The following is a 22,394-nucleotide window of genomic DNA, read 5'->3' as shown; positions in this document are numbered from 1 at the left end:
CTACCATTGCTAGCTTAACTGCCCAGTGCCATATGGCACTGGCGAGCCCGTTACCGCAACGAACCGCTTACTCAAGGTGCAAATGTAAGCGCTAACATTCAAGGATGCTGCTATGAAAAAATTCGCTTTAGGGATACTGACTGGCTGTATAGTGTCGACCTATAACGTGCAGGCTGCCAGTATAACCAATGCCGACTTTAGCCGGTGCGATTATTCCGGCTGGACTACGGAATCTGTTCCAGGCCCCGCCACATCTAAAGACTTTTCGATTGTCTCCAGGCCTGATGGATGCGAGGCCCACATTGAAATAGATAGTTCTTCTGCGTTTATTAATTTGCTCTATCAACCAGTAGATTTCAGCCTTTCTGACACTGATCCGCTAGTTTTACACTATCGCTTTTCGGTGGATAGTACCCTAGCCAATCAGCCTTCGCTGTCAGCGGATTATTTTGCCATGGGCTTTAATGATGGCAGTGGCCAGTTATTCAATGCAGAAGGTGAGGTTGGCACCTTATTTGGTACGCCCGACATCAATGGCGCAGCTAATTACCAGGGTACCTTTTTATTGGCTGATAGCTTTGCTAATCAAACAGGCTGGTCACTGGAAGTACAGTTACTGAGTAATTTTGATGGCGCAGCCGCGTGGATGGATATTCAACAGTTATCCATTGAACCGTTTCGGCCTGCCTCGGTATCGGCTACGTCCACCGCGCTGCTGGCCATAATGAGCTTCGGTTTGTTAGGCCGCGCCCGGCGGACAACGAAGGAGATACGGTAATGCAAATCCCTAGCACCGTACGGAACATCTCTGCCGCGCTCGGCGTATCCGGCGTATTGATAGCCATGCCGGCTAACGCCGTGGCGCTGGCTTCTGCCCAACCTAACCTTACGCCGGATAGCGCCTCAGCGGTTGCACCTTCAAAAGGTGAATGGACAGATATATCAAGCGCCCTTCAGCTTAGCCAGGGACGCCCGGTATTTAATCGGGCGACCCGCCAGTACAATGTCATTGTCGATGTGACTAATTTAAGTGATCAAACCTTAACTGGCCCATTTCGATTAGTTATCGATAAGCCGTCGCACATGCCGGTTAACGCCCAGTGGGACAGTGGCAGGCAAATCCATTACCTTCCACTATCCCGCGCCCGCCTTCACCCGGGCCAGCAGTTTCAGGTTGCCGTTCCCTTTGCGTTGCAACGCGGGGCGCTTAGTTTTGATCCGCGTTTGTTACAGCAGCAAGCGGCCAATGGTTGGCAGCTGGTATGGCGCGATGAGTTTAACGGCAATCAACTTGATTTAACAAAATGGAGCTATGAGCAAAATTGCTGGGGCGGCGGTAATGCAGAACAACAATGTTATACCGACCGGGCCAGCAACAGCCATCTGCAAGATGGTAAGCTGATTATCACCGCCAGACGCGAGGATTTTACCGGCCCCGATAACCCACAAGGCAACCCTGCCAGTACCGCAACCCTACCCTACACCTCGGCCCGGCTACGCAGCCTAAACAAAGGAGACTGGACTTATGGCCGCTTTGAGATAAAGGCTAAGTTACCCGAGGGCCAGGGCACCTGGCCAGCGATCTGGATGTTACCGTCTGACTACGTCTACGGCAGTTGGGCGGCCTCCGGCGAAATCGATATTATGGAAGCCGTTAACCTGTCTGCTGCATCAGATGACCCTCAGGCAGAGGGGAGCGCAGAAAATCGCGTCTATGGCACCTTGCACTACGGTCGGCAGTGGCCGGGCAATGTGCATTCGGGAACAGCCTACCGGTTGCCGGGTAATATTAATCCAGCCGAGGGGTTTCACGAATACGCAGTAGAATGGGAACAGGATGAAATACGCTGGTATGTAGATGACATTCATTATGCCACGCAAACCAGTGACGGGTGGTACAGTCAGTATCAGGATGACAGCGGCCAGTGGCAAACCGGGGCCGCAGATGCCCCCTTCAATGAACGTTTTCATCTACTTCTAAACCTTGCAGTGGGCGGTTCATGGGCGGCAAACGTAAATGAAACCGGCATCGACGAAAGCGCGTTTCCCCAACGCATGGCGATTGATTATGTACGTGTTTACGAGTGTTCAGTAAACCCCTCTAACGGCCAGGGTTGCGCCACCGTTGATGCTAATGCCCAAGAGGTGCCCGGGCATACACCGCCGGATATCAGTCCGCAAACTAAGGTGCGCGGCCCCCTATACAACTTGTTTGATGATGAACTTGCGGCTCAGCTGACCTTCGACACCTATAACCCGGATGCCAGCTTGTCCTACGCGCTACAAGACCATGCGGGCGGTACCTCGTTAGTCGTCAGGCAAACCGGTAATACCGGCAATCTGTATTTGCATGCCGCTGAAGCAGTTGATATGTCGGATTACGCCCAGCTTGGCCAGCTCAAGTTTGCTCTGCGTGTACTCGACAATAGTGCAGCCAGTGGGTTACTGATAAAACTGGATAGCGGCTGGCCGGCGGTTAGCGATTATGATGTATCGTTACCCCTGGACAATGAATGGCATCAGGTGAGTGTCCCGGTAGCTCAGATAATTGCCGGTGGTAATCGCTACGCCCCCGGTAATAACGCCGACCTAAACAGTATTATCAATACCTTGGTAATAGAGCCAAGCGGCCCGCTGGAAATAGAGCTTGATAACATTCGTTATGAATTTGACACCACCGGCCTGACCCGCCTGAGTATATTTGACGACGCCAATAGCCCGCCGTTTGTGGCAGGGAAGTATGTGGCTAGCGGCCAGCTTGATATTGAAGATGTCGTCGCTGCAGATAGTGAGCACAATATAGTGCGCCAGTTTAGCTTTAACACTAACGAAGCGGTAGGTTACTTTCAAAGCGCCCCGGATAACAACGGGACGCCCATAGGCTTTGATGCACGTCCTTTTGATACACTTGAGTTTGATTTACTCATATTGGAAGACCTTCGTACATCGGGCGGATTCAATATAAAAGTGGATTGCGGCCATCCGTGTGGCAGTGCCGATTTTATAATTCAGCCGGCCCCCCCGGGCCAGTGGAAATCGTTCAGTATTCCCTTGCAGGAACTGGTTACCCAGCCGGGATCGACATTAAGTTTGTCGCGGGTCGACACTCCGTTGGTCATTTTCCCCGACTGGGGGAATCAACAAGGAGTCGTGTTACAGGTCGATAATGTGCATTTTACTACGAGCGGGCTGACGCCCCCTATCCCAGCGAACATTACCATCACTGAGCCCTACACCTTATACGCGGATGCATTGGCGACATACTGGACGCTATGGGATTGCTGCGGCAATGCGCGCTTTAGTGAAGTTAATACGGGTAACGATAACCATGGACCGGTAGCAGAATTGGATTATTTTGGCCCGGCACCTACGGTAGCCGGATTTCGGGCGAGTATTGAGCATAATGTGAATGACTACGCCACAGCCAACCCGGACAGCGTAGTAAAATTTGATCTATTCATTGCCCAGTTACCCCTCGCCAGTGCGGTGCCCATTATGCTGAAAGTTGAAGCCAGCGATGGTAGCGTTGCCGAATTTGCCTTAACAGATTCACTGGAGCAGCAGCAACCCGTTCCCGGTGAATGGCAAACCTATTCGTTTCGCTTAGCGGACCTCGCCGCCCAGGGGCTAACCTTGAGCAAGCTGAATTTACTGTTGGTGTTTCCACAATGGGGGGAAGCGCAAGGAGCAATACTGCAGGTAGATAATGTCTTGATACAGTAGCCACAAACGAAAACGGCAGAGGGGTAAACCTCTGCCAAAGGGATTGCCCGGCAGGGAGCCAGGCGGGTCCAAGGAACTGTTTATCAGTACATGATGTAGTGCATGCTTAGGAATAACCTAAGCATGCCTAATCATTTGTATAAAATTAATAACGTGCTTCGAATGATAACCGAACTGAACGTGGTGCCTGCCAGGAATAGGCTGCACCGTAGTAAGGGTTCTGTGTACCTTCTTCTATCTCATAATGTTCGTTAGTCGACATTTCTTCCTGCGAGTTCAGCAGGTTGAAGATATTTAGCGTCATACGCATATCGACTTCCTGATAGCTAAACATATAGGCAGCAGACACATCAAGATTGAACGTCCAAGGTGTACGGCCTACCGAGCCGCGTGGGCTGTAGCGATATTGCTTGTCGTCCTGAGCACATAAGCCTTCGTCAGACAACGCCGCTGAGCAACCAGTAAGGATGTAGTACGTATCACCATAGCTACCATACAGGTTAGCATCATCACTTGGGTATCCCTGACCAAATGCGGTCAGCGGACGACCACTTTGCAGTGATGAATTAAAACCAACGATAAAGTCTTCGCTTACATCATATGAGCCATAGAGCTTAAATGTATGGCGACGATCGTTTGGCTGATAGCCATCGGCACCATCCATCAGCGCTGGGAAATCGAAGTCTTGCGTGACCCCGGCATCCGCCTGGTCGATATCAGACTTAACAGCCCCTTCAAAGTTACCTACACTGCGCGCCCAGGTGTACTGGAAGTTAACGCGATAATTATCTTCTATATAATTCAGTTTCAACTGAACCGAAGTATATTCATTTTTACCTTCAGGCAACTGCAATGTTTGCGCGGTATGCGTAGTTAACGAACCTTCATCAGCATTACCATCAAATAATGGCAGCTTTGATTCATCAAGCTGCGAACCATCCCAATAATAGCCGTCTTTATACCAGCTCATATCACTACCAGGATTCAGCATAACGCAATACGGATAAGCGTAAATACCACAATAGTCATCTAGCGCACTGGTAACTTCACGGTAAGTCCCGGTCACTTCAGCGGTCAGATTGTCGTTAACCGTAAACTGGTAGCCCAGAATGTATTCGTCCCGTGAAAACGGGTCGGCTTCTTGTGCCTGGAAGGTATCTTGTGTCGGTACCGCTGCCACCGATGAAGCCGTTTGTGAGTTTTCAACCGCGCCGTTCACTGGTGTTGCGCCGATAGGAGCACCACTTACCGAATCAATATCATCGAACGTATAATACGTAGTGGTATCACTTACGCCCGACGCCGCCCGATAGATTGTATTATTCGCGATGGGTAAATAATAACGACCATAGTTACCATAAAGTTTTGATTCACCATCACCGTTTACATCCCAGCTAAAGCCTAAACGCGGCGCGATATCGGTATCAAAGTCAAACAGGGTTTTGCCGGTGGTACCCGCCCCTTCGAATAGATCTTTACGTAAGCCAATTGTAAGCATCAGTGACGGGGTAACCTGCCACTTATCTTCAATATAATAAGCGGTCAGATCAGATTCAAACGAGCCACCGCCGTCGAATATCCGGTCAGACACCAAGTCTTGGGCTGCGCCGGTGGTATTAGTGTAAAGATTACCCATATCACCTTGGATATTAGAGCCCGATTCCAGTGAGAAATAACGATACGAGTGGCCACCCACTGGACGCGTAATCCGTGTGGAAGCACGGTCCTGTTTGTCGATACCCGCTTTAATCAGGTGGTCGCCCCAGTAATATTCGATGTCGAATCGATACTGGGTATTTTCATCGAAATTATCGCCGAATGAACCACCCGGACCGCACTGTGGCGCTTTTTCAGCTGAGGGTACATTGCGCTGGTCAGTAATGGTAGGGCAATCAAGATTAGTAGGCGTGGTTTCATACTGGGTTTCAATTTCACCCCACATGGCGGAAACCGAAAGATCGTCAGTAATGTAACCGGTATAAGTTACACTCTGTGCTTCCCCACCCCGTTTACGTAAATAAGAGCCTTGATACTCTTCAACGGTCTGGCTTTCAGCATCGTAACCGTAAACATCTTCTATCGCATCATTCTGGTCTGAATAAGCAAAATAGCTCAGGCGGTGACCTTCAACGATATCCCAGTCTATTTTGGTACCCCAGAATAAATTATCAGTACCGTCAGACTCACGATAACGCATTTGATCTGTTGCAGCATATTCATCAAATACAGCACCGTAGGAGAAGTCATTTGAGACAGAGCGTGGATTTACCAATGCGTAGAAAAACAGCTTGTCTTCAATGATAGGACCTGCAGCCGAAACGCTGTAATCCCATTCATCAGTTTCATCATTCCGATTGTCGCGGAAGATTTCGCCAGTACCACCCATACCACGTGATACCGAACCATCTTCCTGTAATGAAGACGGAGACCAGTTAGCAGTAAAATCAAACTGCCACTCATTGGTACCACTTTTCGTTACGGCGTTAACCAGGCCACCGGTAGCACGGCCAAACTCAGCAGAGAAACCGCCGGTTTTAACCTGAAACTCTTTGTACATTTCAAATGGAACCGCCCCACAGCCCAAGCCCTGACGAGTATCAGTAACTTCCAGGCCGTTGATATAGCAGGCGTTTTCAGCAACAGACGCGCCGCCAAATGAGGCTACGTTACCAAAGCCTGAATCGCCCTGGACAACACCTGGAGCAAGTAACGCTACGGCAGTTATATTTCTGGCGATAGGCATACGGTCAATTTCCGCCTCTCCTAACACCAAGCCAGAGTCAGTAGAAGATAAATCAATAGCAGAAATACGCGCGCCGGTCACTTCAATGCGCTCAGCATTCATTGCGCCCACGTTAAAATCTGCTTGTTTGTTGGACCCCAGAGTGACGCGAAGCGTATCTTCGGCCACCACTGAATCACCACGTTTTATAGTGATGTTGTAAGTGCCTGTCTCCATTTTAGCGAACCGGTAGCTACCGTCCGCAGCAACCGATACGGTGCGCGAAAAACCGGTGTCAGGATTGACGGCTGTAACCGTTAGCTGGGTACTGTCCTGAGATTCAACCACACCTGAAATACTGGAAGTACTACCTGCGGCAAAGACCGGCGCAGATAGGCCTAATGAGGTCCCTATCGCTAATGCGAGTAGACTTTTTCTTATCATAATTGTTCTCCCTGGAAGACTTTTTCAGTCAACTAAATATATTTATTTTTATATGTTTATTACATGATGGTAATAAATCGGAAACGATATTAAGCAACCGGGGAATATAAATACAACGTAAAGTTCAATATCATCGGTGAAAGACAGGTTTAGAACGATGAACATCATATTGTGCAAATAAAAGGCAACAAAGACGTTTAATTTATCAACAATATCAAGCAAGTAAGAGCAACTTTTTGGAAAGATGGAATAGCGTTAATTTAGGATTAAAGCATTTTCATTTACGTTAACTTAATAATTTTTACAGATTAATTAATAGTAGATTTATATTATATGATGGTTAATTGAGCGAAAAATAAGACGGGGTTAACACTACAGGAAAGATGTTTTTAAGAGGATAACCAGCACCGAAGTTTAATTTCGATGCTGGCACATAAGACGCTTTATTTTTCAGTAATTAAAATAAAGGGATTATTACCATCTGGACCTATTACACTGAACGTGTATGTTCCGGCGGGTAAATCTATCACCAGATTATTGTTGCTGCTATTTAACCGCTTGGCCTCATCCACCACCACGGTATTGGAGGTCGCATTATCGGGATTACCCAGGTTTACGGTAGCCCAGTCCTGGGAGGCAATTTTAAATTCCGTCGCCCCACCCGCAATGGCGATATCCACCGCATACGTACTGCCGCCCTGCCATTGCAGTAAATCGGTTGTATCCCAGCCGTTCATGGCGCCCCTGACAAACACCTCGGTGCTACCAAAGAATTGCTCTTCAAATACTTTGACTTTTGGCGCTTGAGGGTTTGATAGGTCCAGTACAAACACTACATCGGTTTGCTGTTCTATACTGAATGTCAGGTTATTATCCGAGTTTGTCAGGGCTAATTCTGTGTTTAGTGTCAGCGCAGTGTCGGCCTCAGTCGCAGATAATGCGCCAAAGTTAAGCGTACTCCAGTCTTCCGACGCCAATTTAAAACCATAGGTGCCTGGCGCTATCGTTAGTTGCGCACTATAGAGTTTGTTTCCCTGGTAGACCATAGGGTTACCGGTTCCCCACGCATTGAAGTCGCCGCGGATGTATAGCGGTGTATCTGCATAGGGCTGTTCAAAATCTATCTGTAACACCGGGTTTTCAGCATCACTGGCATCAAGCAGCAATTCGTACATGGTACTGCGCGGGGGGGTAAAACTTAAATTAGCCCCACCGCGCGCCAGCGCTATCGCTTGGCCTACCGTCAGCGTATTGGTATTCGCAGCGCCTAAATCCACGTCGCTCCAATTCTCTGAGGCCAGTTTAAATTGATATTCTGTTTCTGCGTTGAGGTTAACCTGCACCCGATACTGCCCATTGCCCTGGTAGTTCAGCGGATGTTGCGTACCCCATTCGTTCATATCGCCGCGAAGATATAACGTTGCCGCATATGGCGCAACGTCTGGCGCTCCGGAGGTCGCAATAGCGGCAAGACCCGCGCCTTGGGCGCCCTGCTGGGATTTAATAAATACTGCCATAGTCAGGGCGGGCACCGTAAACGTACCATTGCCGTCTTGCCCTTCTGTAAAATAAGCAGAGGCTGTCACCGAATCAACCGAATTTACCTGGACGGGATGCAGGCTAAAACCGGTCGCCGTATTTATGCTTATCGATTTTTCGTCATAGCCGCTATTAATCACCACCATCAACGCATCAGCCATGGGATCCAGATCAGCCCGGGGATGCTCAGGATCGTTACTGATACCATCATCAATACTCATCGCTACCAAACCCACCTGTTGCGCTGATCCAATATTATGGAAACCCACACGGTCGGAAATAGCCTGCGCAGTGGTTAATCGGAATAAAGCAGAATCGCGCCGAATTGATAAAAATTCGGTGAACACGCTACTGGCAAACTGGATCTCTGTACTTCCAGCCGCCCGCTCCGGCGCATAAATGAATTCCACCATTTCAGGCCAGCGCGTTTGGTTATCTGCTGCCAGCGGCAACCCGATATTCCAGTTGTTTGTCTGATAGGTGAAGTCGACAAAGTTAAACCAGTCGCCAGCGTTGTAGGTATTGCGGTCCATCGATTTAGAACGCAGCATATCACCACCAAGCTGCAGAAAAGGAATCCCCTGGCTTACCAGCGGGATACCAATACCAATGTTTTGGATACGTACCCGTTCAGTTAAGCTGATATCAGCAGGTAGGGTATAGTTGAATTGGTCCCACAAGGTTTCATTATCGTGTTTAGATACATAGTTGATAATGTCCGCAGGCTGTAGCGCGTAGCCTCCTAACGCACTGGCATTTACCGCATTGCCGGTAGATGTGGTCAGTAAAAAGTCGGCCATTGTACCGGCTAAACCCACTTTCAGTTTATCTTGGTCAGCCAATGCAGCATCGCTGTTGGGGTTAAAAATATTGCCCTGCCGGACCGCTTCGCGTAGCCGGTCATTAAAGGTGCCAATGCCGGTGCCTGCCATATTGAGCTGATTTGCCTGGGTATAACCCGGGTATTCTTTTAGCCAGCCTTCTCCGTAAAAATAGTTGTCGCTATCGATGGACTGAATCTGCTCGCGCAATTTGACCATAGTATCGACGGTAGCCTGGCTCATAATGTCAAATCTAAACGAATCAAACTTGTAGTGTTCTGCCCACATGGCCAATGAATCAGCCATTAGTTTTTCCATCATGACCTGTTGAGGCTCTGTATCATCACAACAAGTTTCATTTATCAGCGCGCCGGTCGCAGCGTCATAGCGGTGATAGTAGCCTGGCACCACTTTATCTAATACTGACTTTGGAAAAACGCCCGAGGCGTGGGTATGGTTGAATACCACATCCAGGGCCACCCGCAAATTCATCTCGTGCAGGGCCATAATCATTGCACGCATTTCTTTGATTCTGGCGACAGATTCGCTATCCGTGGCATAGCTGCCTTCAGGAACATTGAAATGATGTGGATCGTAGCCCCAGTTGAACGTATCAATGTCCTGCAGTTGCTGAGTCAGCGCTTGCGCTTTACCCTGCTCTGATATGGGATCGTAGCTTTGGTACACATCAATCAGTTGACGTTCGGCATCTTCTTCTGCACATACTGCGGCCGATGCATTAAGCTGGCATAGCTGGGCCACACTACTATAAAGATTAACGGTCTTCGTGGGATCCTCTTCTATGGTAGCGATATCCGCCAGGGGTAACAGGTGAATATAGTTAAGCCCGGCTTGCTGAAGCCGGCGCAAATGCTCAACCGGTGCACTGTCGGTTTCGGTAAAGGCCAGGTATTTTCCTCTGTTAGCTTCACTGACGGTAGCATCCCGGGCACTGAAGTCGCGAACATGCACTTCATAAATAACCGCATCCTCTGGATTGTCGAGGGTGGGAATGAAATGACTGTCCCAGCCTTGCGGTTTCAGATCGTCATCTGCTAAGTTAACGAACCGCGAAAAACGGCCATTAGTTGATACTGATTGCGAATAGGGATCGGTAACTTCAAAGGTTTCAAATTGGCCGGTGGTGGGCGCAAATACATCTACTTCGAAACGATACAATGTACGATCCAGGGCCTCGTCCGCCTGATACGTCCAGACTCCACTGGCCTCGTCCAGCGTCATACTGTAGCGCTGCTGCAATGTTTTGTCGTCGGCGTAGCTTAATAAGCTAACAGCCCGGGCGGTCGGCGCCCACACCGCCACATTAATTGCGCCATCCTGGTAGGTGGCTCCCAGCGGTAGGTTATCCGCATCTTCCGCACCTTGTGTATACAATGCATCCAATACCTTCGCATGCTGTATGCCCGTAGCTGAAATTAAGGCGCCCTGAGCATTGTAAGCAGCTAATGCAATCTGTCCTTTTAACAAAGCTTTGGCGGTAACGTCATCAATATCCACCCAAAAGGCTGGCCAGTCAGCAATAAACGGATAGATCTGGCGTTGCTCATCCGTTAATGAGGTCGCTTCCAGTACCAATGTCTCGCCACTTAGCCCGGTTTCAATAGAGCTTTGCAACGGCTGATTGTCACTATAATGAAGCTTGACCTGGCTGACCTCATCGCCCACCTGCCAGATAAGCGTTTGTTGATCTATCCAGTGGGCAGCTCTACCTTCGATATTTACTGGTTGGGGGCCCAGCCCGGCAATAGGAAACTCAAATATTGTGGCTTCACCGTCGAGGGTGAAATTCATCCGCGTAAATGTTTCATCGTCCTGGTCTAGCGGGGCCTGAAAGTCACCAGTACCTAGCGCCTTACCAGCATCGTCAGTGCCCTTATGTATGATAAAATTATGGCACTGATCGTAATCCGGTTTTAGCGCTAAAATCCAATAGGCTCCGTAGGTCGGATCGATACCACTTATCGGGCGGCCATTGTCCCATGCTGTATCGTCATCTGCATAAGCGTCGCAGGTTTCATTGTTCCAGGTATGTAAGCGCCAGCCGTCATAAGCGGTATCCGATGGCGTATTTTCTGCATCAACATGTTTGCGGTTGTAATACAACACCGCTTCATTGTCGCCCGGGAAAAAAACCGGATCTGGTAATGATGGATCAGCGCCAACCACGCAGGCGTCATTGGTTTCATTGGGAACCGTGGGTGCTTCGCAGGCAATGGGCGGCGGTGCTACACATGCGTTACCCTCAGCATCGGGTACATTTGGCGCTGTGCAGGTGAGTAAATCTGCCGAGCCCGAAGTCACACTGTCTGCGCCACATCCGCTGACGATAAACAGCAGCAATACGGTACTAACTATATAGCGCAAGTTATCTGGCGATAACCGGTTACGGAACATTGTTAATGTCCCGGCCCAGGGTAATTGATTAGTAATCTTCATTGTTTGTCCTTAAAACGAATAGGTCATGCCCAGGTAATATTGCGTGCCAAAATACTGCAAAGTCCCGGTTTGCGTTTCATCGCTGAAATAACTTCTGGTGGGTTCATCAGTCACATTATTTACCTGAAACAACACGCTGGCGTGGTCGCTGAGGTTGTACGAGGCCTGATAGTCAAAGATAAGTTCTTCGGCAAAGTTAACCGTTTGATCGTTAACAGCCACCTGTTGTGACACAAACGCATCCCGATAGCGGGCCGACAAACGGGTTTCAAAATCTGCGTACTCCCAGAACAGGGTTACCGTTGCAACATTCTCAGATAGGCCGGGCAGCGCAGAGGCATACACGCCATCGCCCACTGACCGTTCAATTTCGCTTTCGGTAAACGAATAAGAAGCGTTTACTCCTAGCCCTGATAAAGCACCAGGTAGCATGCTATAAATTTGCGTATAAGCTATCTCAATACCTCGAATGTAGCCCCCTTTAGCGTTATTTACCGCTGTTTCGTAGCGGCCATTTTCAACCGGTACAGTGATAAATAATGGCGCTCCTGTGGCATCGACAGCCTGCTCGGGTTCTTCGCCTTCAAATTGCGCCGCCATAAAAACAGGCACTTCAACGCTGTCCGGCGTAACCAACCCGTTGGCCGCAAAGTCGTAAGGGTCGATAGCGATATTTTCGATAAAGGAATCAATATTTTTATAAAAGCCGGCCACTACAATAGCGCCATCACTTTGGGCAAAATAATACTCATAAGAAATGTCGTACTGGGTAGCGTAAAACGGGTCTAAGTAAGGACTGTTTCTGGATGAACCGCTTACCTTAGCGGTTGGCTGGGAGATCTGTATTTCGCCAGAGTCGCGGTCCATAGAGGCGGTGAGCGTTTCGACACTCGTCGTGGTGTTGGCAGCAAAGCGGTTAATAGGCGCCCGACCCATCACTTTGGCTGCGGCCATCCGTAATTGCGATTGCTCTGACAGTTTAATATTCAAATTAATAGAAGGTAACCAGTCAGTATACTCATGGGTTAGCATTGCCGGACGATAAAAGTTATTAACTAACCCGGCCTCATCCAGAATATTCTGCGCGCCAGCGGTAGGATCGCTTACTTCCGTTTGTCCTTCTGCCTGGCTGAGCATAGTAGTGGCTCTTTGCAACGTGGTTGAACGTTGCATAGAGTCCACGTAGCGTACCCCTATATTGCCGTTGATGGGCAAACCCAATACGTTAAATTCCAGGTTAGCCATAAGGTAGGCTGCATTGACCGTTTCGAACACATCGCCACTTTCCTGAATAGTCCAGGCCGTATCAGCGCCGCTGCCCGGGCCATTGATAACACCGGCCGCACCTGGTCCCCAGGTTTGCACTGGTTGCGGCACCCCTGCCGGAAACCAGGCCGCTAATGCACCCGGCACATCTACCGCAAGATAGTCAGGAAAATAATCAAACTGGCCCCCCCAGCTCACTGTTTCGGTAATCTCATTATTTAATGCAAGGGGCGGCTGAGCAGCGGACAACGCTCCATCATTACCATATTCAAATACCGAACGCTGGTTAGTATACTCGCGGTTAGAATAACGGTACCCTCCTTCAATTGACGCAAGTGGACCGCTATCGACAAAATACTGAAAATCACCGCGATATGCATCAAGCTCATCTTCATTGTGAAACGGGTAAATACCATATTTACTCACCATAACCCGTGAAGTGTCGGCAAACGCCTCAGCCTGATTAAATGCCACATCCGGCAAATTGAGCCCGTTAAGTTGATATGCAATTTGCACATTATTATCAATGACAGGGTTAAGCGCCGTAGCATCTTGTGCCACCAATCCCCACAACAAACCGTTTTTGAAATCGCTTTGCGCTTTTGATAGCGAAATATCAATTTGTACGGCAAAGTTATCAGTGATCTGCCAGTCAGCATTGATCCCGTAGCTGGCTATTTGATCTTGTTCGTTATTGTCATCATTAACCAGCTCAACACGGGTATAGTTGTCTTTAGTGCGGGTAAAGACGCCCCCTGTCACCACGTTATTTTCCACTACCGGATTAGTAATACTGGCGTTCTCACCGCCGAACTTTACCCGAAAGCCGCGCGCGAACGTAGCCGTATCAAAACGGGACACAAAAGCATCGGCTTTGATTCGTAATGTATCGTGGGGCGCCCACTCAATGGATGCCAGATACCCGTTCCGGGTTTCCTCACCGCCTCTGTGTTGCAGTTCAAACCCTTCGCTTACCAATTCGCAACCAGGGCACTGGGCATTAGGATTTTGCGTATCGTTCGCTAAACCGTCTACATCAATTTGCTGATTGTAAGCCAGGCCGACAAACTGGGTGGCCACACTTGGTTGATACAGTCGGGCAAAGCCCGCCGAAATTCCCAACGTATCGTCCAAAAATTTTCCCTGCCACGAAAAACTTAGGCGGTGCCCGTATTCGGTTGCATCATAAATTTCATCAGCGCGGTCGTTGAACATACCTCGCACATTCGCACTAAAGGTATGTTGTTGTTCGTTATTCAGCGCACTGGCGGTTTGCAGTTCAACGGTGCCGGCCACCCCACCTTCAATTAATGAGGCTTTAGGTGACTTATACACTGCAGCGGAATTAATCAGCTCTGACGGGTACTGGTCAAACTCGATAGACCGGCTACCACTGGTGGAAACCTGTTCACGCCCGTTCAATGTCGAAAATACAAAATCCCCGGATAATCCACGAATGTTTATTTCGGCTGCTTGCCCACCGGTGCGTACCGCTGAAATACCCGGTAGGCGGGTTAATGCATCTGCCATCGATACATCGGGTAAGCCACCCAGATCATCTGCCGAAATTTGTTCAGTTACTGTATCGGAGTAACGCTTTTGATTTAAAGACTGAATAAGGCTAGTGCTAAATCCTCTCACCTCTATTTTTTCAATCTCGTCATCCTGAGGAGTTGCCGCAGATTCCTGAGCGCTAACCTGGCCGGCTAACCCCACGGATATTAAAACGGCAGTAACCCTGTTTATAGAGAACCTTTTCATTGTGTTTCCCATGCCTTTCACGTTTCCTTGTTATTGCATCACAGCCCACTTACTCGGCCCGGCCGTAAATGAATTAACCAGCGGCGGTAAGATCGCAATTTTGCTATTGAGCTACTGTAGATAGGCGATGAAGCAATGCCTTCCCATAGCGCAATTAATAGTAAGGACAGGCGAAATTTAGAGCAACGCGATGCATACGTATTCATTACATATTTGCTACATTACGATTACATCCATAGGGTATGCAGTCTGATTTTTGGAGGGGTATAGCGGGATATAAAAGACGTTACAATGGCTGGAAGATACGATGAAAACGCATAAACATCGGTGTAAAGGTTGCCGGCTAACCGTGGTCACTGTGACGCAGGGGTAAGCGTATATAGCCTGTTAAGGTTCACGATAAGGGCGGCCACAAACGCTGCTCAGGCCAAATTATCTGAAAGCAATGAAAGGTAGGTGGCTAAACCTTGCGCGGTACCGCTGTATAGAGCTATTAACTAAAAAGGGTTACCGCAGCTCTCGCTCCGGTAACCCCCATATACAACTGCTATAACTGCTGTTACCGCCGTAAGCCACGTAGGTTACGGCTAGTCTTTAAAAGTCGTAGTTAAAGCTAAGCAGATAGTTTGCGCCATAAGTTTGGTACAAGGTTATCTGACGAGAATCCGTACCAGAGCTTTGGATATCATCTTCATCTGTCAGGTTTTGGGCCTGCAAAGTCACCCGTAGTCCATCCAGAGCTTCAATACCAGATTCACTGAAATCATAACCCACCTGAGCATCAACAAAGGTACCGCCCTGATTGGTTGAGTCTGATAACGCCAGGCTCAGGCCGCGCGTTTCGCTTAAATAGCTTGACCGTTTGGTGCCAGCTAAGCGAATTTCAAACCCTTGATTTTCATAGAATACAGTTAGACTATAGTTTTCATCCGATAGACCTGGTATACGGGTTTCATCGGTACCTGGGGCTGCGTCTGCCGTGCCATCCATAAAGGTTGCACTGGCGAACATACCAAAGCCTTGTAACGACTCATGCAACAATTCACCTGGTAAGCTACCCTGCACTTCCCAACCACGAACAAAACCTTCGAAGCCATCTTGCGGCTGTGTGCGTTCACCCACAAACAATACCGGTGGTTGACCGTCTGAACTTTGATGTATATCTGGGATATAAAACTCTTCAAAGTCTGCCGCAATGGCGTTATTTCTATGCCAGTTTTTCAGATCTTTAAAGAAGAATGACACTGCGACATATCCGGTGTCTGCAAAATAATTCTCGTAAGCCAGGTCAAGCTGGTTAGCCTCATAAGGTTTCAATTCCGGGTTACCAGCACTGCCCCCCAGGGTCCGTTATCGGTGTCTGTACTCAGAATCTGTGCATCATTGAACGAGAACGTTACCTGACTGTTGGGGCGCATATCGTCCATACGTGGACGCGTAAGTACTTTACTCAGACCCATACGTACAAACTGACCTTCGGCAACTTCTGCACTCAAATTCAGGGTGGGTAATACATCTGTGTAATCCGTACCACCGGATACAACGGTCGATTCCACAAAGCCCAGGCTATCAGTTACCGTACTGAAGCCATAAGACTGCTGATCTGCATGCACCACTTGCAGGCCCAGATTACCGCGAATATAAATACCCTCATATTCGGTATCCAGATCCAGCTTGGCGTACAACGTAGTCAGTTTTTCTTCTACTTCGTAGGTGTCACCTAAACGGTCAGCCTGTACTAACTGCGCATCAAGTTCGTTGTAATAACCACTGTTGTATAAACCCAGTGCGTCATAGGCCAATACACCTTCAATACCGACAAAGTCCAGGGGTGTTATGCCAAGTACATCAGGAATAGCCGCATCATCCGGATAAGCCGGCGCAGTAAGGTAGGCACCATTGTTTATTTTCGACTTGCTACGGTCAGAATAAATCGCACCAAATTCTACACCGGTGAACATACCCCACTCTACAAAGCCTTCTGTGCTCACCCGATAGGTAGATAACTCTTCTTCAAATACTGGCTGGTTTAAGAAGCCATCCTGTTGATTAGAAAAGTAAACCTGCTCACCGTCTTCGTTTTTAAGGGTAGGCCCCCAGCTTTGCGGGCCGGCCAGGCGAATAAGTGACGGATCCGTCAGGTCAGTCGGTGCCAGCGTGGGGTGATCCGAGAACATGACACCTTCTGAGGTCATTTCCCAGCTGCGAGCTGTTAACTGACGCCCGTCAGTGCCAGCGCGGCCAGTACCTGAATAACTTTCAACATCCGTAATCGTTTTATCTACCTTACCGGTAGAAACGTCAGCATTAACCGTCCAGTTATCGTTTAACAGGTATTCCATGTTAAGACCAAACGTGGTCAGGTCGGCATCTTGTTTACGCACATCGTTACGAACAATGCTGTAAAAACCATCATGATAACCCGCTGTAACCAGGCCATTCTCGACTTCAGTAACGGTAAAGTCTACCGGACCCCATACCGGGCCCCCCTCTTCCACACCGCGGCGAGCATCATTTTCCTGGAAATCAATATACAACGCATCCAGTTGTAAGTTCAGACGATCGTTCGGTGCCCATTGAATAATAGCGGCGACCGAGTCACGCTCCATCATAGCTGACCGGGCAAAACTGTCATGACCACCCAGGATTACCGTGTTTTCATCCACGGCTACACCGTCAGCAAGGCTAACCGCCGTCGCATCGTCACCGGTAGGTACATTTGGATAGCCCCATCCGCGGAACTGGCGTTCCTGGCGTGGCGACTCCATAGTGGCAAAGGTTAACGCAACGCCGACTGTGTCGTTGGCAAATTGATCGATGTAGTTAAACGATAACCGGTGGCCATCGTTGTCGAAATCGGGGTTGCCAGAATCGTCCGCATTTTTTTCAAACGTACCATTAATGGTAAATGTTTGTTCTGCGACCAAGGGTTTCACCGTTTGTAAATCTACGGAACCACCGATATTTTGCGTTGTCATACCTGCTTCAGGGGTTTTGTAAACCAGGATGTTAGAAATGATTTCAGTTGGATAAAGGTCGAATTCTACGCCACGGTTATCACCCATACCCAATAGCTCGCGGCCATTAAGTGAGGTACCGACATAGTTTTCATTAAAGCCACGTACTGAAATTCCGCTGGTACGGCCATTACGACGTTCGCCAGATAGACCTGGTAGACGTGAAAGTGACTCGGCAATACTGGTATCGGGTAATTTACCAATATCTTCGGCAGAGAGCGCTTCAACGATGGAAGAATTATCCATTTTGATCGCTTGAGCACGTTGCAGGCTACCGCGTATACCTGAAACTTCAATAACTTCTACAGACGGTTCTGCATCCTGATTGGCCGTGTTGGCCTGTTGCGCCATCACCGGCAGGCTAAAAGCACAAAGCCCACTGGCAACCAGCGCAGCTTTGATTGAATTTGGTTTAAAGTGGTTCATATGTAGGTATCCCTTGACTATCCTAAGACTTCTGCCGGTATTGTTATTGAGTAGGCAGGCCAGATATAAAACAGGCTAAATCCTATCCCCATAGGCGTGTTTGCTCAATGTTATGCATACGTATTCATAAATATTATTATACATTTGATTAACAGCAGCATCTTGTTGGCTACGAATCGTTAACTTCCTAAATCTTTTTCTTTTCTTTATATTCAATAGGTTAAACATCCCTTAGCGTTAACATTTGAGGACAGTGCGAAGAAAACGTTACAGATTAAATAAAAACAATATTGGGGAACAAACTGCGGAAGTACCTTGCCGTTCATTGATGAGGGGGCTAAAACGGTGGCAGAAAAAGTGATTTACGCCGAATAGAAGCACGTTAGTTCCACCTGCCTAGCGGCGCAGGTGACAAGGGTAAAAAAAAGCCCGCCAAAGGCGAGCTTTTTTATCAGTGATTTCTTTCACAGAGTGCGTAGTGCACGCTTACCAGTTGGTGGCTTCGCGTAACGCTTTGCCGATATCGGCCAGTGAACGAACCGTCTTCACGCCGGCATCTTCCAGAGCTGCGAATTTATCATCAGCTGTTCCTTTACCACCGGCGATAATCGCGCCGGCATGGCCCATCCGTTTTCCTGGAGGCGCAGTCACGCCAGCAATATAGGATACCACTGGCTTGGTAACATTTTCTTTAATGAACGCCGCCGCTTCTTCTTCCGCGGTTCCGCCGATTTCACCAATCATCACGATTGCTTCTGTCTTCGGATCTTCCTGGAACATCTTCAGAATATCAATGAAGTTTGATCCTGGAATCGGGTCACCACCAATACCTACACAGGTAGACTGACCAAAACCTTCATCGGTAGTTTGCTTCACCGCTTCGTAGGTCAACGTACCTGAACGCGAAACAATACCTACTTTACCTGGTTTATGGATATGACCAGGCATGATACCGATTTTACATTCGCCAGGAGTAATAACGCCTGGGCAGTTTGGTCCAATCAAACGTACACCTTTGGCATCAACATACTCTTTTACATAAAGCATATCGATGGTAGGAATACCTTCTGTAATACATACAATCAGTTCGATACCTGCATCAGCAGCTTCTACGATTGAATCTTTACAAAATGGAGCTGGAACATAAATTACTGATGCAGTGGCACCGGTTTGTTCAACTGCTTCGCGCACTGTATTAAATACAGGCAGGCCTAAATGTTCAGTACCGCCTTTACCAGGTGTAACACCACCTACCATTTGCGTACCATAGGCTATAGCCTGCTCAGAGTGGAATGTACCCTGACCGCCAGTGAAACCCTGACAAATTACTTTCGTGTCTTTATTAATAAGTACTGACATTATTTGCCCTCCGCCGCTTTAACAACTTGCTGAGCTGCGTCAGTCAGGCTGCTTGCAGCAATAATATCCAGGCCTGACTGTGCCAGAACTTCACGGCCTTTCTCTGCATTTGTACCTTCAAGGCGAACCACTACCGGTACATTTACACCGACTTCTTTAACCGCGCCGATGATACCTTCAGCGATCATGTCACAACGTACAATACCACCAAAGATATTAACCAATACGGCTTTTACGTTGTCATCTGATAAGATAATTTTAAACGCTTCAGCAACCCGCTCTTTGGTTGCACCGCCACCAACGTCAAGGAAGTTTGCTGGCTTACCGCCATGCAAATTAACGATATCCATGGTACCCATTGCCAGGCCCGCACCGTTAACCATACAGCCAACATTACCGTCCAGCGCAACATAGTTTAATTCAAACTTAGCCGCATGCGCTTCACGAGCATCTTCTTGTGAAGGATCATGCATTTCTTTAACTTTAGGCTGACGATACAGTGCGTTACCGTCGATACCCACTTTAGCGTCAAGGCAATGCAAATCGCCATCGGCCTTAATTACCAGCGGGTTAATTTCGATAAGTGCTACATCAAGCTCTTCAAACATTTTCGCCAGACCTAAGAAGATCTTAACAAACTGCTTTATTTGATTACCTTCAAGACCTAATTTAAATGCCATCTCACGCGCCTGGTAAGGCTGTGGTCCAACAATCGGGTCAATTTCAGCTTTCAGAATTTTTTCTGGCGTCTCTTCTGCAACGGTTTCAATTTCAACACCGCCTTCTGTTGAGGCCATGAAAACCACACGACGGGTTCCACGGTCAACAACTGCACCCAGATACAGCTCATTAGCGATATCAGTGCAGGTTTCTACCAGAATTTTAGTTACCGGTTGGCCTTTCTCATCAGTTTGGAAGGTCACCAGATTTTTGCCTAGCCAGTTTTCCGCAAAGCCGCGAATGTCGTCTTTATTTTTAAACAACTTAACGCCGCCAGCTTTACCGCGTCCACCTGCGTGGACCTGACATTTAACAACCCATTCTTCACCGCCAATGCGGTCTGCTGCTTCAACTGCACCTTCAGGTGTGTCGGCTGCGTATCCTTCAGAAACAGGCAAGCCGTATTCTTTGAATAGCTGCTTGCCTTGGTATTCATGCAAATTCATGGTGTTTCTATCCGATTTTTAGTAAGACAAAAGCCGCTATTGCGACTTGATTAACTTGACCGACAGACGCCGAGCCTGCCGACGTTGTGACAATCACGACCCGAGCATACCTTCAGGCCGTGACTGCACACAATGCATAAGATGAAAGTCTTAAACGTCTAGTAATAAACGAGTAGGATCTTCGAGCATCTCTTTAACTGTAACCAAGAATCCAACCGACTCTTTACCATCGACGATTCTATGGTCATAAGATAATGCCAGGTACATCATAGGCAGTATCTCAACCTTGCCATTAACTGCCATTGGCCGATCTTGGATTTTGTGCATACCAAGGATCGCGCTCTGTGGTGGGTTAATGATAGGGGTAGACATCAGTGATCCGAATACTCCGCCGTTAGTAATCGTGAAATTACCACCTTGCAGATCAGACATGGCTAATTTACCGTCACGGCCTTTTAGCGCTAACTCTCTGATACCTTTCTCTACGCCGGCCATACCAAGCGTATCCGTGTCTTTCAACACTGGAGTAACCAAACCACGTGGGGTGGATACGGCAATCGAGATATCAAAATAGTTGTGGTAACAAATGTCATCACCATCTAGTGAGGCATTTACTTCTGGGAAGCGCTTAAGTGCTTCTGTTACCGCTTTTACATAAAATGACATAAAGCCAAGACGAATACCATGACGCTTTTCAAAGCTTTCCTGGTACTGTTTACGTAAGTCCATTATAGGTTTCATGTTAACTTCGTTAAACGTAGTTAGCATGGCAGTAGAGTTTTTCGCCTCTAGCAACCGGTTAGCAATGGTTTTACGCAAGCGCGTCATAGGCACACGCTTTTCAGTGCGTTCGCCAGCAGCTACTGAAGGCGCTTCAGTTTGTGACGATTTCGCGGCCGCCTTATCTTCAGTTTTACCTGATTTCAGATATTGCTCAACGTCTTCTTTGGTAATCCGACCATTTTTGCCAGTACCTTTAACCTTCGCAGAATCAACGCCTTTTTCGGCTAGCAAACGGCGTACTGATGGGCTAAGTGCATCGGCGTCGTCTTCGGCACCTTCATCGGTAGAGTCTTCAGCAACTTGTGCATTACCACCCGTTGATGCGCCTTCTACAAACTTAGCGATGACTTCTTCTGCGGTAACCGTGGCACCCTCTTCCGCCAGGATTTCAGAAATAGAGCCGTCACCAGGTGCAACGACTTCTAATACTACTTTATCGGTTTCAATATCAACCAGATTCTGGTCGCGACTAACTTGCTCGCCTACCGATACATGCCAGGTTGCAATGGTAGCGTCTGCGACTGATTCAGGCAGAACCGGTACTTTTACTTCTGAGGTTTTACCGCCAGCACTGGCAGTTTTCGCCTGCTGCTGTTCGGCTGGTTTTTCTTCAGACGTTGATTTTTCTTCAGACTTCGAAGATTCTGTGTCTTTTTTAGGTTCTGCTTTACCGCTATCATCTAACTTAGCGATAACCTGCTCACCTAATACGGTTTCGCCTTCTTCATCAATGATTTCACTGATTACGCCGTCGGCCGGGGCAACCACTTCCAGTACCACTTTATCGGTTTCAATATCAACCAGGTTCTGATCGCGTGTTACCTTGTCACCGGCCTTCACATGCCAGGTTGCAATCGTGGCATCGGCAACTGACTCTGGTAGGACCGGAACTTTAATCTCTATTGTCATC

The 22,394-nt window shown here is 48.2% G+C and carries 8 protein-coding genes and 1 pseudogene; 2 read left to right on the top strand and 7 right to left on the bottom strand.

Annotated features, from left to right (window positions below; genetic code table 11):
- Positions 1-112 precede the first annotated feature (112 nt).
- Both D0Y50_RS09005 and D0Y50_RS09000 read left to right on the top strand, forming a co-directional pair.
- The gene (locus tag D0Y50_RS09005; protein WP_117316544.1) at positions 113-778 is read left to right on the top strand and encodes a hypothetical protein; all 666 of its coding nucleotides are present in this window, start codon (positions 113-115) and stop codon (positions 776-778) included.
- A complete protein-coding gene (locus D0Y50_RS09000) occupies positions 778-3,723 on the top strand; it encodes a glycoside hydrolase family 16 protein (RefSeq protein ID WP_218023568.1) in 2,946 nt (981 codons plus the stop codon). Before D0Y50_RS09005 ends, D0Y50_RS09000 begins: the two co-directional genes overlap by 1 nt.
- A gap of 145 nt (positions 3,724-3,868) precedes the next feature.
- Here the strand turns inward: D0Y50_RS09000 and D0Y50_RS08995 are convergent, their stop codons facing one another.
- The 7 genes and pseudogenes from D0Y50_RS08995 to odhB form a co-directional block, all read right to left on the bottom strand.
- Entirely contained in the window at positions 3,869-6,889 is a 3,021-nt protein-coding gene (locus D0Y50_RS08995) for a TonB-dependent receptor (RefSeq protein WP_117316542.1), read from the bottom strand.
- Between the two features lie 443 nt (positions 6,890-7,332).
- Positions 7,333-11,706 (bottom strand): alpha-1,6-glucosidase domain-containing protein, encoded by a 4,374-nt coding sequence (locus D0Y50_RS08990; RefSeq protein WP_332308385.1) that lies wholly within the window; start codon positions 11,704-11,706, stop codon positions 7,333-7,335.
- 9 nt (positions 11,707-11,715) lie between these two features.
- Positions 11,716-14,733: a TonB-dependent receptor gene (locus D0Y50_RS08985; RefSeq protein WP_117316540.1), complete on the bottom strand. Its 3,018-nt coding sequence runs from the start codon at positions 14,731-14,733 to the stop codon at positions 11,716-11,718.
- Between the two features lie 594 nt (positions 14,734-15,327).
- Positions 15,328-18,176, bottom strand: a pseudogene (locus tag D0Y50_RS08980) (TonB-dependent receptor).
- 486 nt (positions 18,177-18,662) lie between these two features.
- The gene (gene sucD, locus D0Y50_RS08975) at positions 18,663-19,535 is read right to left on the bottom strand and encodes a succinate--CoA ligase subunit alpha (RefSeq protein WP_108567031.1); all 873 of its coding nucleotides are present in this window, start codon (positions 19,533-19,535) and stop codon (positions 18,663-18,665) included.
- Entirely contained in the window at positions 19,535-20,701 is a 1,167-nt protein-coding gene (gene sucC, locus D0Y50_RS08970) for an ADP-forming succinate--CoA ligase subunit beta (protein WP_108567030.1), read from the bottom strand. The genes sucD and sucC overlap by 1 nt, the downstream gene beginning before the upstream one ends.
- A gap of 150 nt (positions 20,702-20,851) precedes the next feature.
- The gene (odhB, locus tag D0Y50_RS08965; RefSeq protein WP_108567029.1) at positions 20,852-22,393 is read right to left on the bottom strand and encodes a 2-oxoglutarate dehydrogenase complex dihydrolipoyllysine-residue succinyltransferase; all 1,542 of its coding nucleotides are present in this window, start codon (positions 22,391-22,393) and stop codon (positions 20,852-20,854) included.
- Position 22,394: the final 1 nt, after the last annotated feature.

Origin of the sequence: Salinimonas sediminis (assembly GCF_003429285.1) — a bacterium.
GTDB lineage: Bacteria > Pseudomonadota > Gammaproteobacteria > Enterobacterales > Alteromonadaceae > Alteromonas > Alteromonas indica.
Note: the sequence above shows the minus strand (reverse complement) of the source record. Positions and strands in the feature narration are given on the sequence as shown.